We start from the raw sequence: 15404 nt of genomic DNA, 5'->3' as shown, positions 1-15404 counted from the left end.
CTATTTTAACGAATATTTGAGAAATTAAAAGTACACGATATCGTTTACCCCCTAATAAAAAAAGTATACACTACCGTTTACCTGTTTAATTAACGCGCCATGAAAGTCAACTTTGGTATATGCTGTATAAAAACAGGCTGCTTTCGAGCCCTACTCGGTCGATAACGTTCACCACAACTCAAGGACCATTAGAGTGCTCATATTTTATTGCATCGATCGATGCTCGTTGGAATTGGAGTAAACATGAACCCACAAGTCGTCAGTCGCTTACTAACGTATACCGCTATTTCGAGTATGCTCGTATTGCTCTTTGGTTGTGAACAGGGAGAATCACAAAATAGCGCTCATGCCATGCCACCGGCTAGTGTTGAAACACTTGCCGTCATGCGAACAAGTGTCCCAATTACTATTGAGTTACCTGCAACATTAGCAGGTAATAAAGAAGTAGAAATTAGAGCCCGAGTTTCAGGAATTGTTGAATCGAGAAATTTTGAGGAAGGTCAGAAAATCGCAGCTGGTCACTCATTGTTCACCCTTGATTTAGAACCGTTTCAACTTGACCTTGCGCAAGCTCAGGCGCAATTAAATGCAGCCAAAGCAACTGTCGAGCAAAGCAAGCGAGAAAGGGACCGCTTAGAAGCGCTCAAAAACGAACGCTCAGTATCCAAACGCGACTTTGATAACGCAGCCTCTAACTATGATATCGCTTTAGCAAATTTGGAATCAGCCAAAGTTGCCCTACAAGAAGCCGAACTTAATTTAGAATATGCTCATGTTAAAGCTCCGGTATCAGGGATTATTGGTCGAGAATTGGTATCAGAAGGAAGTTATGTATCCGGTCCCGAGGTATTGCTCACTCAGTTAACGGAAACGAATACCATGCGTGTTCGTTTTGGTTTTTCCGAAAGAGAGCAGCTTAAGATGCGTCAAGACGTTGAAAGCGGAGGTTTAACTCTGCCCAAAAATAATGAATTTGATGTTAAGTTAATTCTTCAAGACGGTAGTACATACCCTCAAACAGGCCGAGTCGACTTTAGCGATGTTAGGGTTAATCGCTATACAGGAACCAGTGAACTTCAGGCCAAAGTAGCAAATCCTTCCTCACAGTTACGTCCTGGGCAGTTTGTTCGGGTGATACTTAATGGCGCAATTCGACACAATGCAATATTGCTTCCACAGCGCGCGGTCTTAGATAATGGCACGGGTAAATTTGTATACGTTTCCACCAAAAATGAGCAAGGAGCGTTGGTCGCGCTACCAGCTCCAGTCAAAGTTGGAGAGTGGGTTAAACAAGATGGTCAAAATCTTTGGATTATCCGCGAAGGCTTAAATGATGGACAAGAAGTAGTCGTTGAGGGAATGGCAAAAATATTCTTCCCTGGAATGCCTATTCAAAAAGTGCAACAAGGGAGCTAATTTATAATGTTTTCTCGTTATTTTATTGATAGACCAATATTTGCCTTTGTTGTGTCTATTGTCATAGTACTTGCAGGCCTTGCTGCAATGCGAAGCTTGCCCATTGCACAATACCCTGAGATTTCCCCTCCAGTAGTTCAAGTCACTGCTGTTTATCCTGGGGCTTCAGCTCAAGTAATGGAACAAACTGTCGCAGCACCTATCGAAAACGCCATCACAGGCGTTGAAGGCATGATGTACATGAGTTCCACCAGTAATAGCTCCGGTGTAACTACCATTGCTGTTACTTTCGAAATAGGTACCGATGTCGACCAAGCTGCAGTTAACGTCAATAACCGTGTTAAGCAAGTTGAGGCGCGCTTACCAGAAGAAACGCGCCGACAAGGTGTGGTCGTTGCGAAGGGGTCCTCGAGTTTTTTGCAGGTCCATGCTTTTTATTCTCCAGATAATTCTCGGACAAGTTTGTGGACATCAAACTATGTAACAATGAACGTACTGGATAGGATCAAACGCATTCCCGGTACCACCAATGTACAAATATTTGGTGCTAAAGACTACGCAATGAGGGTTTGGTTACGCCCTGACGTGATGAGTCAACTTGGTGTTACCGTAGAAGAAGTCTCTTCTGCGATTCGCGAGCAAAATTCACAATACGCAGCAGGACAAATCGGTGCAACGCCTACTTCAAGCTCTACGCAAGAATTAGTATACAGCGTAAGCGCGCAAGGACGTTTATCAACAGCAGAAGAATTTGAGAATATTCTAATTCGCGTTAACCCTGATGGTTCAAATCTAAGGTTAAAAGATATTGCGCGCGTTGAATTAGGTTCAAAAGATTACAACTTCGCAGGTACTGTAAACGGTAAACAAGCCGTGTTATTGGGTGTTTTCTTGCAGCCTGGTGCAAATGCGTTGGACGTCGCAGCTCAAGTCAATGCAACAATTGATGAACTAAAAGTTCAGTTCCCTATCGGGTTATCGCATTTGACCTCATATGACACAACTAGGTTTGTTGAGGTGTCTATAAGAGAGGTCTTGAAAACGCTTATTGAAGCCATGGTGCTCGTGTTTTTAGTCGTGTATCTATTTTTGCAAAACTGGCGCGCAACATTGATCCCAACGCTTGCTGTACCTGTGTCATTACTCGGTACGTTTGCTGGTATGTACATGTTAGGTTATTCGATTAACACTTTAACATTATTTGGCATGGTCTTGTCGATCGGCATCGTGGTCGATGACGCCATTGTTGTGCTTGAAAACGTTGAACGTATCATGCACGAAAAACACCTAAGTGCTCGAGAAGCGGCCATCCAAGCCATGCAAGAAGTAAGTGGTCCCGTTGTTGCGATTGTGCTAGTCCTATGTTCGGTGTTCGTCCCTATTGCCTTCTTGGGTGGACTTACCGGAGAACTGTTTAGACAATTTGCCATTACGATTTCTATTGCAGTGACATTATCAGGCGTAGTTGCATTGACCATGACACCCGCTCTGTGTGTGCTCATTTTAAAGCATGAACATAAGCAAACCGCAAAGTTTTTTGTGTGGTTTAATGATTTCTTTACGCGTATCACTGGTCGTTATGTGGGTGCGGTGAGCTTTATGGTCCGCCGCGGCCTATTAGGCTTAGTGCTGGTATCAGCGATGATTTTTGTGACTGGTTCGCTTTGGAAAAGTACGCCAAGCTCGCTCGTACCGGACGAAGATCAAGGTTACTACATTTCCGCCATATTCTTACCCGATGGCTCATCTTTAGAGCGCACCAGTAAGGTGGTAGACGAAGTGATCGACATTATCCGTTCAAACCCCGCGAACGAAAATGTGGTTGCGTTTACCGGTTTTGATTTCATTGGTAACGGCTATAAGAACAGTGCAGCAACCTTGTTTGTCACACAAAAACATTGGGATGAAAGAGAGATTGATGTTAAATCACTCGTTGGCGAGTTATACATGAAAACAGCGCATATCAATGAGGCCCTTGTGCTGGCATTTAACCCACCCCCAATTATGGGACTCGGTAACACCGGTGGTTTTGAAGTATACCTTCAAAACAAAGGCGCTGGAGGTCACGAGAAATTAAAACATGGTATGCAACTATTGATGGCTGAAGCACAAAAGAGCCCTATTTTAGCTAGTTTGCAAACACTATGGCGTCCGGATGCGCCGCAACTAAAAGTGCATATGGACCGTGAACAAGCTCGTGCAATGGGTGTAAATATAAACAGTGCGTTCAATGCGCTAGCAGCTAATTTGGGTACTTACTATGTTAATGACTTCAATAAATTTGGTCGTGCTTGGCAAGTACTTCTATCGGCTGAAGCCGAATTTAGAATGACACCAGAGGACGTAGGCCGTATTTATGTAAAAAATAATCAAGGCGAAATGGTACCAATTTCTGCATTTACAGACATTGAGTACAGCCGAGGCCCAGAGAGTTTAGAGCGTTACAACAACCTATCTGCAGTTAAACTATTAGGAGAAGCCGCTCCTGGTTACAGTTCTGGGCAAGCAATCGCAGAAATGGAAAGAATCGCACGCAGTGTATTGCCGCCAGATATGAGCTATGACTGGACAGGCTCAGCGTATCAAGAAAAGCAAAGTTCAGGAACAACCGGACTTGCTTTAGGGCTAGCAGTTGTATTGGTGTTCTTGGTGCTTGCTGCATTGTATGAGCGTTGGTCGTTACCAATATCTGTATTGTTGGCATTGCCGTTTGGGACATTCGGCGCGTTAGTATCAGTTTGGATTTTTGGCCTAACTAATGATGTTTACTTTCAAATCGGCTTAGTTACCTTGCTTGGATTAGCAAGCAAAAATGCCATTTTGATCGTAGAGTATGCGCTGATGAAACACCAACAAGGCTGGAGCGCAAGTGCTGCCGCATTAGAAGCGGCAAGATTGAGATTTAGGCCAATCATTATGACGTCGCTTGCATTTATTCTTGGTGTTGTGCCCTTGGTACTAAGTTCAGGTGCAGGCGCAGGTGCAAGACACAGTGTGGGTACTGGTGTAATGGGCGGGATGATGGCTGCTACTTTCCTCGCTGTATTTTTTGTTCCTCTATTTTTCTTCTGGTTAACTAATAGACGCTTAACAGAAAAACGTTCAAGACAAGAGCTAGCGAACGAAATATCAGAGCAGCATAGAAAGGAACATGTAGACACACAAGAGGGACTGGTGTAGTCATTTTATAAACTAAAAAAGGCGACACACTGTCGCCTTTTTTAGGTCTGTAAAATCTAAACGTTGAGATTAAGGTTGTACAACTGTTACATACGGGTCCCAGTTGATTTCTTTGATAAGCTCAGTACCTTTATATACTTTAACGTAGAAAGTATAAGCTTCAATTTGTGAAGTACCAGGATTTGGACGACCTGGTAATGTAGCATTAGCTTGTACAAATGGTTGATAAGCTGTTTGACAGCTCAATACCTACACATTGGTCTTGTCTCATTGGAATTGCGTCTCGCTCATAAACAAATACAGGTGCATTACCTTGATATGCTGTCCAGTCTTTTAACAAGGTGTTATTGTTCCAATCGTGTTCCGCATCAATGATCACAGAGTAGTTCTCAGTACTGCCCTCTGGTTGTACAACTTTAGCGAATGCACTCCATCTAATAATGTCATCGTTATCAACGCGAATAATTAGTTCAAAAGAACCTTGAGAATTGCTTAGTTACAATATCTTGTGACGCATACATGTTAACTGCACGGCTACCCGGTGCACCATTTTCAACGGCTTCACAATCAACAATAACTTCCACGCGATGTATAGTCACCTTATTATCCTTAAAATTCTAACATTCAAATTTACACAGATAGTAATCGCAGCATTAAGATAAAATGCCAAATTACAATCCGATATATTAGCTAATACCAAATAAAATATTCATTTGACAATACAGGTGATATACCAAACAACTTGCATGGCAACATTTTTTAAACATTGGGATTTACATCACAAAAGCTAAAAGGTTGACGTAAATCATTTAAAATCAAAAACCCTATTAACTTCAATACCATAGCAAACTTCTGCAAAAGGGAATTTATTCATCGTCATACCTAGCGCACTATCCAATTGAACCGCGCCGTGCTTTTCATAAAATCGCCTTGCTCGCGTGTTTTTTGCATAAATCCAAGTATATGCTCGCAGATAGCCTTGTTCGTATAGTTTCAGTAAGCGCATTTTTAACATGGCCTGCCCAAGACCTAAATTTTGATACTTGGGTAATACGTACCCTCGGTATAACTCACCCGCTTTATATAGCGCAACTTGATCACTATGTGGATTGTGCTCTCCCCGATATCCACCTGATGCACCGCAAGCTACGATAGAACTCCCTTTCACTATTACTTGAGACACGTGTTTTGTACGATCTTTTAGTATCGCGCGCCAAAGTTCTTCGAAGAATGCCTGTGTGCCTCTTTGCAGCACTTCATTAGGTAAAAAAGGAGCAAACGCCAACTGCCAGCTCTGCCTAGTGACACTGGCCATTTGCTCCAGGTCACTCAAAGTTGCTGTGCGTATTTTTAAGCCCTTTGGTAGGGATAAGGCTCTGGAAACCAAGTCTCCTTCACACTCTAGTACATCCATATGATTTTCCGTTAAAATATTAAATATTAGTAACAATTAGTTCATTATTGTTACAAATTGCAGTTTCCTCAAATCTTTATTTTTGCGAGTCAACCATGTAACTCTTTCTCCATATGGCATTTTTTAACGTAACCCGTTAATATTAAATAAAACGTCGTGTGGAAATTGGTAATGAGAAATGAGCTACAAGAAAACTTCAAACGTTACTTTCAAGTAGACGATGCAAATCAGGTTAATTTGAAAGAAGTTGATAAAAACGCTGTCCCGCAATCAGTAGCTGAACTTGAAACAAAAATTCCGGCGCTATTCAAGCTTGCTAATGAGATGAAAGAGCTGGATCACAAGATGCTCAGCCCACTGCGCAATCTTGGCGATTTAGCATCTGATCTCGCTGCGTTTTTACAAGCTCAGTCAAGAAAAATTGACCTTATAATGAGCCATATTTTGGCGACCGAGCAGCCCGATGAAGACAACATTTACTGTGATTCGTATGGCGGCGGTGGACTTAAATTTACTTCTCATATCGAACATCCATTGGGAACATGCTTCAGAACTAAACTATTTTTACGCCAAGAAGCTGCCGCTATTTATTGTTATAGCGAAGTCATAGGCACAGCACGACTATCTGACGAGAAGTATCAACATACCCTCGCCTTCATCAATATAAGAGATGAAGACCAAGAATTAGTCGTTCGAGCAAGTTTACATGCGCAAACACGCCAGCTAAAAAAACGTCAATCAGAGCAGAATAAAGAACAAAATAGCTGACAGCGACCAACACAATGATAAACTAACGGCTTAGTTATTTATTAGTGTTTAATCATGAGTTTTAGACTTTTACCTGAATGGGCGCCACAAGATGCAGTCATGCTGACGTGGCCGCATAAAAATACCGATTGGGCAGACATATTAAGCGACGTAGAACCCGTCTATGTTACACTTTGCAACGAGATAACAAAGCAACAAAGTGTTGTTATCGTTGCACACGATGAGCAACTAAAAGCACATATATCAACGTTGTTAATCAACGCCAATATTGCTCTTGATAAAATCCACTTTGTCATTGCACCTTGCAATGACACCTGGGCAAGAGACCACGGACCATTAACGACCACAGACGCAAATGGCAAAATTTGCATCAAAGATTTTATCTTCAATGGATGGGGCAATAAGTTTGAAGCACAGCTTGATAATCAAATTAACAAAGCACTCGTTGATTGCATTGCAAACAATAACAACCAGTATCGTGCCTTGGATTTTGTGCTTGAAGGCGGTGGTATTGAAATTAACGAACACGGTACGCTACTGACAACTTCAGAGTGTTTGCTCAATCCAAATCGTAATCCAACAATGAGCAAGTCAGATATTGAATCCGTGCTCAAGCAAGAGCTAGGCGCACAAGATTTTCTATGGGTTGACCATGGGTATTTAGCTGGTGATGATACGGATAGCCACATTGATACGCTGGTACGCTTTGCACCAGATAATACGCTAGTTTACGTTCAGTGCAACGATGAAAACGACGAACATTACCACGCGTTGACAGCCATGGAAGCACAGCTACAGCAGTTTAAAACAGGCGATGGTGATAAATATAATTTGCTGCCACTACCTTGGCCAAAAGCAGTATTTAATGATGAAGGCGACAGACTACCTGCAACATATGCTAACTACCTCATCATAAACTCGGCGGTACTAGTCCCTGTTTACAATGACGTGCAGGATGATAAAGCGCTTGAGCAAATAGCAAAAGCTTATCCTGAACATACCGTAATAGGCATAAACTGCCTTCCAATCATCCATCAGTTTGGAAGCTTGCACTGCATTACAATGCAGCTTCCACGTGGTTTTTTAAAATAGGATCCAATGATGAGCCCACAGCTTTTAAAAGTAGGACTTGTTCAACATGCCAATAGTGACAATATTGCGGATAACATAGAGCGCACTGAACAAGGAATTAGAGAGGCAGCCAAACAAGGTGCAAAACTCGTCGTATTACAGGAGCTACACCGCAGTTTGTATTTTTGCCAAGTAGAAGATACCGATTTGTTTGACTTAGCGGAACCAATTCCAGGCCCAAGCACTGACTCTTACGGTAAACTTGCCAAAGAGCTAGGCATAGTGATCGTCACTTCTCTTTTTGAAAAACGCGCAACTGGCCTGTATCACAATACCGCAGTGGTTATTGAATCTGACGGCTCCATTGCTGGCAAATACCGAAAAATGCATATTCCTGATGATCCAGGCTTTTACGAAAAGTTTTATTTTACCCCTGGCGATCTTGGTTTCGAGCCAATTCAAACATCAGTGGGCAAATTAGGCGTGCTCGTATGTTGGGATCAATGGTTTCCAGAGGCCGCTCGTTTAATGGCGATGGCGGGCGCCGAACTTCTGATTTACCCAACGGCTATCGGGTGGGACCCTCGTGATGATAAAGATGAACAAGTTCGTCAGCGAGATGCCTGGATAATTTCTCAGCGCGCTCACGCTGTGGCAAATGGTGTGCCTGTGATCAGTGTAAATCGTGTTGGCCACGAACAAGATCCAAGTGGTCAAAGCGAAGGGATTCAATTCTGGGGTAACTCTTTTGTCGCGGGTCCTCAAGGTGAAATGCTTATCCATGGTAGTGAAACAGAAGAGCAAACGCTCGTCGTTGATATTGATCAAGCGCGTAGCGAGTCCGTTCGTCGCATTTGGCCATACCTAAGAGATCGTCGAATCGACCATTATGACGACCTTTGCAAAATATATAGAGACTAAATAATAACAAAACAGGAGTGATCAATGGCATCTGCGCATTGGAGCGAATTACCGTGGGTTAAAGGCCCTACTGACAAAATTCATTGGGGCCAGTTAAGCGGTAGTGGCTTAAGTGTAGCGATAAGCACGGGCATATCACAACATGATGAACTGGTTGTCATCGTCACTCCAGATACTCCGTCTGCGCTACGTTTAGAGACAGAGTTAGAATACTTATTACCGCATCACTCGGTGATGGTGTTTCCAGATTGGGAGACACTGCCTTATGATCATTTCTCACCACACCAAGACATCATTTCTCAACGTTTAGCGACGCTCAATGCGCTCAAGCAACAGAGTCAAAGCGTATTAATCGTGCCAGTTTCGACCTTAATGCTCAGAACTGCACCACCAGCATTTATTTATGGTAATGCGCTCAAGTATAAAGTTGGTGACACTATAGATGCACAGCGTTTAAAAACCGCACTCAGTGAGTCTGGCTACCGTCATGTACAGCAAGTCATGGAGCACGGTGAATTTGCAGTAAGAGGCTCAATTGTCGATTTATATCCGATGGGCAGTAATACTCCATACCGATTTGATTTTTTCGATGATGAGTTAGATAGCATTCGCTTGTTTGATATCGAAACGCAGCGCTCTAGCGATAAAATTGAGGCGATTGATCTACTCCCTGCGCATGAATTTCCAACCAATGACGAAGACATTGAACGTTTCCGAGTTGCTTATAGGCAAGTGTTCGGTGCAAGCGCCGAGCAAGACTCAATTTACATGCAAGTCTCACGAGGTAACTGGCCAGCTGGTATCGAGTATTATCTACCACTGTTTTATGAATCATTAGCGACAATATTTGACTATTTACCAGAAAATGCAACCTTAATGCACCTTGGCGACATTGAGCATGCAGCTCATGATTTTTGGCAAGATGTTGAAAAAAGATATGAAAATAGGCGTGTTGATCCACTTCGACCACTACTAGAGCCAGCTAAGCTGTACCAACCGATTGAAGAGCTTTTTGCAAACTTTAATCGTTATGCTCGGATCAGACTAAGTCAGGCAAAGCTTGGCACTAAGGCAGGGCAAACAAACTTAGCTGCAAATGAGTTGCACGACATTCGTATTGACCATAAGCAAAGCAAGCCATACGCTAAATTACTCGACTATATAGCAGAGCAAAAAAAGCAAAAAGCGCGAGTACTTTTTAGTGTTGAGTCGGATGGACGTCGCGAATCATTACTCACTCTACTTAAACCAACTGGACTGAAACTTAAGGAATTCGATAACCTAAATGATTTTCTTACGCATAAGTCAGATGTGGGGTTAATTGTTAGCCCACTTGAGCAAAGTGTTTATTTAGCTGGTAAAACTCCACTGAGCATTGTAACTGAGCAAGAGTTGCTCGGCGTCAAGGTTTCACAACGTCGAAGACGCAAGCATAAATATGAGCAAGGCCAAGATGCCCTGATCAGAAACCTGGCAGAACTAAAAGAAGGACAGCCCATCGTACACCTTGATCATGGTGTTGGACGATATCTTGGGCTGCAAACAATCGACGCAGCGGGTGTGGCTACTGAGTTTGTGACCATCACCTATGCAAATGATGCCAAATTGTATGTGCCAGTTTCTGCTTTACACATGCTCAGTCGCTATTCCGGTGGTGAAGAAGCATCTGCACCACTGCACAAATTAGGTTCAGATGTTTGGGAAAAAGCCAAACGTCGAGCTGCTGAAAAAGTACGCGATGTTGCCGCTGAACTACTCGATATATACGCAAAGCGGCAAAGTAAGCCAGGTCATGGTTTTAAACTAGATGGCGCGTCATATCGTGACTTTTCTGCGAGCTTCCCATTTGAAGAAACCGATGACCAAAGAAATGCCATTGAGGCAGTGCTGGCTGATATGCAATCAAATCAGGCCATGGATAGATTAGTGTGTGGCGATGTTGGCTTTGGTAAAACGGAAGTCGCAATGCGCGCAGCGTTTGTTGCGATTAACGATAGCAAACAAGTCGCGGTGCTCGTGCCAACCACCCTGCTCGCTCAACAGCATTATGAAAACTTCAAAGATCGATTCGCCGACTTCCCGGTAGAAGTTGGCGTATTGTCACGTTTCAATAGTGCTAAAGAGCAAAAAGACACCTTAGATAAACTACAAAATGGCGCAATTGACATCGTCATTGGTACGCATAAGCTCATCCAAGAAAACATCAAGTTTGCAGATTTAGGGCTATTGATTGTCGATGAAGAACATCGCTTTGGTGTTAGGCAAAAAGAGAAAATAAAACAATTAAGAGCCAACGTAGACATATTAACCCTTACCGCGACACCTATCCCTCGGACTCTTAATATGGCAATGAGTGGCATGCGTGATTTATCAATTATTGCCACGCCACCTGCAAAACGCCTTGCGGTAAAAACCTTTGTAAAAGAACGTAACGATGAGCTTATACGAGAAGCTATCCTACGTGAAATAAAGCGTGGTGGTCAGGTTTATTTCTTACACAACGCTGTCGAGACTATCGATAAAACCGCTGCGGATATCGCAGCGTTGGTGCCAGAAGCAAACATCGCCATTGCGCACGGACAAATGCGAGAGCGAGAGCTCGAACAACTAATGAGTGATTTTTACCACCAAAAGCACAATGTGTTGGTATGTACCACAATTATTGAGACAGGTATTGATATTCCAACCGCTAATACCATTTTGATGGATAGAGCTGACAAACTTGGTCTCGCACAAATGCACCAATTACGTGGACGTGTTGGCCGAAGCCATCACCAAGCATATGCTTATTTACTCACTCGCAACGCAGCTTCTCTCACAAAGGATGCGGTTAAACGATTACAAGCCATCGAATCTTTGGAAGACCTTGGTGCAGGTTTTGCGCTCGCAACACACGATTTAGAGATCAGAGGGGCTGGTGAGCTCTTGGGCGATGATCAAAGTGGTCAAATCCAATCTGTTGGTTTCAATTTGTATATGGAAATGCTCGATCAAGCGGTTCAAGCACTCAAAGATGGTAAAGAGCCAACGCTTGAGAACTTGTTACAACAGCATAGTGATGTCGATCTGAAGCTCCCAGCGCTGTTACCTGATGACTACATTCCCGATGTTAATATGCGTCTTAGCATGTATAAACGCATCGCCAGCGCCAAGGATAATCAAGAGCTTGATGAGTTACAGGTTGAACTCATTGACCGCTTTGGCCTGCTGCCAGATGCGGCAAAAAACCTCTTTACTGTACAGCTACTTAAGCTCAAGGCAAGTGTCTTGGGTATCAGTAAAGTGGAAGCCAATATTAAAGGGGGGTATTTCGAGTTTAATGCCTCGACAAAAGTTAACCCAACGTTCATCATCGGTTTGATACAAAGTAACCCTTCAATCTACAAAATGGAAGGTGCGAACAAACTGCGTTTCGCCATCGAAGAAAAAAATGGCCAAGAGCGTTTGAAACTAATTAATGCCATGATGGAAGACTTTGAGAAAAAGGCTGTTGCATGAAGCACCATTTAACATCATTACTACTTGCACTCACCACGTTGACTTATTCCAATAGTGCGCTCGCGGTACGCTGGTTCGAGATCGAAATAATTGCTTTTGAACAACAGACTGCACCGCTGCTACGCGAAGACTTTACCTTAGAACATGAGGACATAGAGGGGAAAAATCAGTTAGATTTACTCACTAAAGGATTTAATGAGCAAGGACAACAATATTGTTTGCAAGGTGACTCAGATTTCGATTTTCGTACTCTTAGTGAGAAATTGAGTGATGTTGGCTCATCACGAGCTTGCCGACCTGATGAAGACTACATTAGCCGCTTTGATAGATTGCCTTTGTCTCCCTATGCCGAGCCTCAAGAGCATATGGAGCACATCTATCTACTGGCCAAAGAGCAGTATCAATTTGATAATGTGCTAAAAAAACTCAACCGTTTAGGATTAAGACCAATACTGCATACTGGATGGCGCTTTCCAGAACAAAGCAAACGTAGAGCGCCTTTTATTAAAATATTTGCAGGAAAAAAATATTCATCACCTGTAAGCCAAAGACTGTCAAACACGATACAAAGCGCGGGATATTCAGGACTTCTGTTTCAACCATTTGAGACAATCAAGGAGGCAGAGCCCGACCATTGGCAATTAGAAGGATTAATAAAGATCCATGTTAAACACTATTTATACGTGACAACAAATTTAGATATACGTTATGACAGCGAAGATACACAAATAAACAAAGCTCGTATGTCACAATTTACACGTGTATATAGTGGAGATATTCATTATCTAGATCACCCCAAATTCGGGATTATCTTCCAAATTAGAAAATACAAACACTAAGAACGGGCATATTATGAAAAAACTATTATTAGCTACTGCAATACTGACGTTAGCTGGTTGTTCTAAAGTTAACATGGAAAACTACAATAAAGTAAAAGTGGGTATGGATAAAGCAGAGATAGAAGCAATTTTAGGCTCTGCTGATCAATGCGAGGAAAAAACTTTACATACCAACTGCACTTGGGGTGACGAAGACAAACATATCAAGGTGACTTTGGTTTCAGATAAAGTGACGCTTTATACCAAGAAAGGTCTTGAATAAACCCTCACAAAAAAGAGCGCTAATTAGCGCTCTTTTCTATCATTTAACTCGTGATTAATGTGGTTCAGGGCACGTATGGCCTCTACCACATGTGAATGCCCAAAAGTCGGTCAAACGATTTGCTGTGCCACCGCCAACAGCCGGTGTTAGTTGCTGAGAAATTGCTTTGTCTTCCGATAACTGCTTCATGCTCTTTTTTTGTACTTTTAGTTTTAATTTCATGTCTAATCCTTATATTTGAATATTAAAGCTTATAATCTATAAGCAAATTCATCCTAACTGAATAATTAGCACTTCTCAAACAAAATCATCAAATATAGCAAAACATTATTTCAAATAAATTTAAATTACATAATTAATATATAAATTATATTAATATATTAATATTCTCGTTTGTGTTTTCTAACATGATTATTGAGAACACGCATGGTAATAATAACCAAAAATAACAAATTTTAATAATTTGGAATGATTAATTCTGACGTTTTATATGCTAAAAACTTTTCATTTATAACCACTAAATAACGAAGTTTTTGCCTTACCTATATGAATGTAGGTGCCTTGGAGATGGCAAGGCACGGTAGCGTTGCACCCGACATAGTTTGCTCACTTCAAAATAGGCCAATGAGTTGAGATGATAAGTATTAGAACAGAAAGGCTGCTTTACTTTTTGATCGTTGAATTATTTATAAAAGAAGATATGCTGTATAAACTTCAAATCTACCACTTTTTCTCGAAAAAAACGCCATTCAAATTAATGAATGACGTTCACTCTTTATAATATCAGATGATATTATTTAGTATATGCTTTGGGCATTTTAGAGTCTGTAGTGTAACGCTCACGTAACTTGTCGTGACGTGACTCAGTAGACACTTCTTCCCCGTTGATCCACATCTTGTTAACGTGTGTACTCAACTCAAATGGGTCTGAACTCCAAAGCACTAGATCAGCTCGCTCTCCAACAGCAATTTTACCGCCTTCAATACCAAACGCTTCAGCAACATTGCTGGTGACAGCTTTAATTGCGTAGTCGTGATCTAAACCATTTGAAACGGCAATACCTGCATCAAAGCGTAACTGATATAAGTTATGGCTTGCATCGCCAAATACGGATAGGATTACCTTCACGCCCGCTTTTTCAAGTTTGCCGGCATTTTCTAAACTCGCATGCATTGCATCGAAGTCTGAAGGCAAGTTAGCCACAGCACTGACGATCACTGGGATCTCTGCCTTAGCCAATTCATCCGCTAGCAGCACCGCATCAGAACCACCAAACATGATCACGTTAAGACCAAACTTCTCTTTCAATTTGATCACATTGAGAATATCCGAACCACGGTAAGTCTCAATCACAACAGGCATCTCACCTTTAAGCACAGACATAAGTACACGCTCTTCGCCACTTGGCTTTTCAGCGTCTTTTTTATCTTTGTCAGACTTTTTGTTCAGCTTAGCTTTTTGACCTTCCAGCTTTTCTATAAATTGTTGAAAGCTCAATGCTCTAGAACCTTTGCTCTTAGAGCCCAGTGACACAACCAACGCAGTGTGCTTATCAGTTACGCTATCAAAATCGCCACTTAAGTCCGCTGTAAACGCTAAACCGCTAAAGATACTTTCATAATTTACTGGTGCTGAGATATTTTGCGTTATACCGCCTTTTCTCGCATAAGGAATAAGTGAGCTGCGAGGATTAAAAGCATAACTAGGATCAAAGTCTAATCCAGCTTTATCGTCGGCCATATCACGAGAAGCGGCCACCGCCCCTACTTCGACTAAACCAAGTTGATTAATCGTGCCAATAAAGCCTGGCGTTAAGATAGCGCCATTTGCGTCAACTGTAACATCAGCAGTCACATTATTTGGGTTAATCGCTTTGACCTTACCATCTTCGATAACGACGGTTGCATTAGTTAAAACGCCTTGCTCAGTTGCCGTATGTACAGTCGCACCTGTAATCGCAGTAACTTGAGCAAATGTAGCCGAACTTGCAAGCAAAGCACCGGTGATAATAGATAATTTAAATTTCATCATGGG

Annotated in this window: 13 protein-coding genes; 8 read left to right on the top strand and 5 right to left on the bottom strand. The window is 42.1% G+C overall.

The features are described 5' to 3' along the window. The first annotated feature begins 294 nt into the window (after positions 1-294). On the top strand, positions 295-1416 hold the full coding sequence (locus ACW689_RS10995) for an efflux RND transporter periplasmic adaptor subunit (RefSeq protein ID WP_476291334.1): 1122 nt from the start codon (positions 295-297) through the stop codon (positions 1414-1416). A 6-nt stretch (positions 1417-1422) separates the two neighbouring features. Continuing rightward, on the top strand, positions 1423-4596 hold the full coding sequence (locus ACW689_RS10990; protein WP_476291246.1) for an efflux RND transporter permease subunit: 3174 nt from the start codon (positions 1423-1425) through the stop codon (positions 4594-4596). A gap of 69 nt (positions 4597-4665) precedes the next feature. On the opposite strand, the gene ACW689_RS10985 is transcribed toward ACW689_RS10990, so the two are convergent. The 3 genes from ACW689_RS10985 to ACW689_RS10975 form a co-directional block, all read right to left on the bottom strand. Continuing rightward, a complete protein-coding gene (locus ACW689_RS10985) occupies positions 4666-4842 on the bottom strand; it encodes a hypothetical protein (RefSeq protein WP_476291244.1) in 177 nt (58 codons plus the stop codon). A gap of 224 nt (positions 4843-5066) precedes the next feature. Continuing rightward, positions 5067-5195, bottom strand: coding sequence for a hypothetical protein (locus ACW689_RS10980; RefSeq protein WP_476291242.1), 129 nt, complete (start codon positions 5193-5195; stop codon positions 5067-5069). Between the two features lie 206 nt (positions 5196-5401). After that, entirely contained in the window at positions 5402-6010 is a 609-nt protein-coding gene (locus ACW689_RS10975; protein ID WP_476291240.1) for an N-acetyltransferase family protein, read from the bottom strand. A gap of 171 nt (positions 6011-6181) precedes the next feature. Here ACW689_RS10975 and ACW689_RS10970 point away from each other — a divergent pair, with 171 nt between their 5' ends. Genes ACW689_RS10970 through ACW689_RS10945 form a run of 6 tightly spaced genes read left to right on the top strand, consistent with a single transcriptional unit; the run spans position 6182 to position 13369 of the window. Beyond that, on the top strand, positions 6182-6778 hold the full coding sequence (locus tag ACW689_RS10970; protein ID WP_476291238.1) for a PilZ domain-containing protein: 597 nt from the start codon (positions 6182-6184) through the stop codon (positions 6776-6778). A 54-nt stretch (positions 6779-6832) separates the two neighbouring features. Then, a complete protein-coding gene (locus ACW689_RS10965; RefSeq protein ID WP_476291236.1) occupies positions 6833-7870 on the top strand; it encodes an agmatine deiminase family protein in 1038 nt (345 codons plus the stop codon). 6 nt (positions 7871-7876) lie between these two features. Next, on the top strand, positions 7877-8770 hold the full coding sequence (locus ACW689_RS10960; RefSeq protein ID WP_476291234.1) for a carbon-nitrogen hydrolase: 894 nt from the start codon (positions 7877-7879) through the stop codon (positions 8768-8770). A 24-nt stretch (positions 8771-8794) separates the two neighbouring features. Beyond that, on the top strand, positions 8795-12268 hold the full coding sequence (mfd, locus tag ACW689_RS10955) for a transcription-repair coupling factor (protein WP_476291232.1): 3474 nt from the start codon (positions 8795-8797) through the stop codon (positions 12266-12268). Beyond that, a complete protein-coding gene (locus ACW689_RS10950) occupies positions 12265-13107 on the top strand; it encodes a CsiV family protein (RefSeq protein ID WP_476291230.1) in 843 nt (280 codons plus the stop codon). The genes mfd and ACW689_RS10950 overlap by 4 nt, the downstream gene beginning before the upstream one ends. Positions 13108-13120: 13 nt before the next feature. Continuing rightward, positions 13121-13369, top strand: coding sequence for a DUF3862 domain-containing protein (locus tag ACW689_RS10945; RefSeq protein ID WP_476291228.1), 249 nt, complete (start codon positions 13121-13123; stop codon positions 13367-13369). Positions 13370-13423: 54 nt separating this feature from the next. Here ACW689_RS10945 and ACW689_RS10940 read toward each other — a convergent pair whose 3' ends face one another. Both ACW689_RS10940 and ACW689_RS10935 read right to left on the bottom strand, forming a co-directional pair. Next, on the bottom strand, positions 13424-13591 hold the full coding sequence (locus ACW689_RS10940) for a hypothetical protein (RefSeq protein ID WP_476291226.1): 168 nt from the start codon (positions 13589-13591) through the stop codon (positions 13424-13426). Between the two features lie 571 nt (positions 13592-14162). After that, positions 14163-15401 carry an amidohydrolase family protein gene (locus ACW689_RS10935; protein ID WP_476291224.1) on the bottom strand — a complete coding sequence of 413 codons (1239 nt, stop codon included), beginning with the start codon at positions 15399-15401 and terminating at the stop codon, positions 14163-14165. Positions 15402-15404 lie beyond the last annotated feature (3 nt).

The sequence above is a fragment of the Pseudoalteromonas sp. ABE4_541 genome (genome assembly GCF_056312285.1).
This window is presented reverse-complemented; position numbering and strand designations above follow the sequence as displayed.

Coding starts and splice junctions, on each gene's coding strand:
- ACW689_RS10970 (WP_476291238.1), top strand. CDS start 6,182: ATGAGAAATGAGCTACAAGAAAACTTCAAACGTTACTTTCAAGTAGAC.
- ACW689_RS10960 (WP_476291234.1), top strand. CDS start 7,877: ATGATGAGCCCACAGCTTTTAAAAGTAGGACTTGTTCAACATGCCAAT.
- ACW689_RS10965 (WP_476291236.1), top strand. CDS start 6,833: ATGAGTTTTAGACTTTTACCTGAATGGGCGCCACAAGATGCAGTCATG.
- ACW689_RS10975 (WP_476291240.1), bottom strand. CDS start 6,010: ATGGATGTACTAGAGTGTGAAGGAGACTTGGTTTCCAGAGCCTTATCC.
- ACW689_RS10935 (WP_476291224.1), bottom strand. CDS start 15,401: ATGATGAAATTTAAATTATCTATTATCACCGGTGCTTTGCTTGCAAGT.
- ACW689_RS10990 (WP_476291246.1), top strand. CDS start 1,423: ATGTTTTCTCGTTATTTTATTGATAGACCAATATTTGCCTTTGTTGTG.
- mfd (WP_476291232.1), top strand. CDS start 8,795: ATGGCATCTGCGCATTGGAGCGAATTACCGTGGGTTAAAGGCCCTACT.
- ACW689_RS10945 (WP_476291228.1), top strand. CDS start 13,121: ATGAAAAAACTATTATTAGCTACTGCAATACTGACGTTAGCTGGTTGT.
- ACW689_RS10995 (WP_476291334.1), top strand. CDS start 295: ATGCTCGTATTGCTCTTTGGTTGTGAACAGGGAGAATCACAAAATAGC.
- ACW689_RS10950 (WP_476291230.1), top strand. CDS start 12,265: ATGAAGCACCATTTAACATCATTACTACTTGCACTCACCACGTTGACT.
- ACW689_RS10940 (WP_476291226.1), bottom strand. CDS start 13,591: ATGAAATTAAAACTAAAAGTACAAAAAAAGAGCATGAAGCAGTTATCG.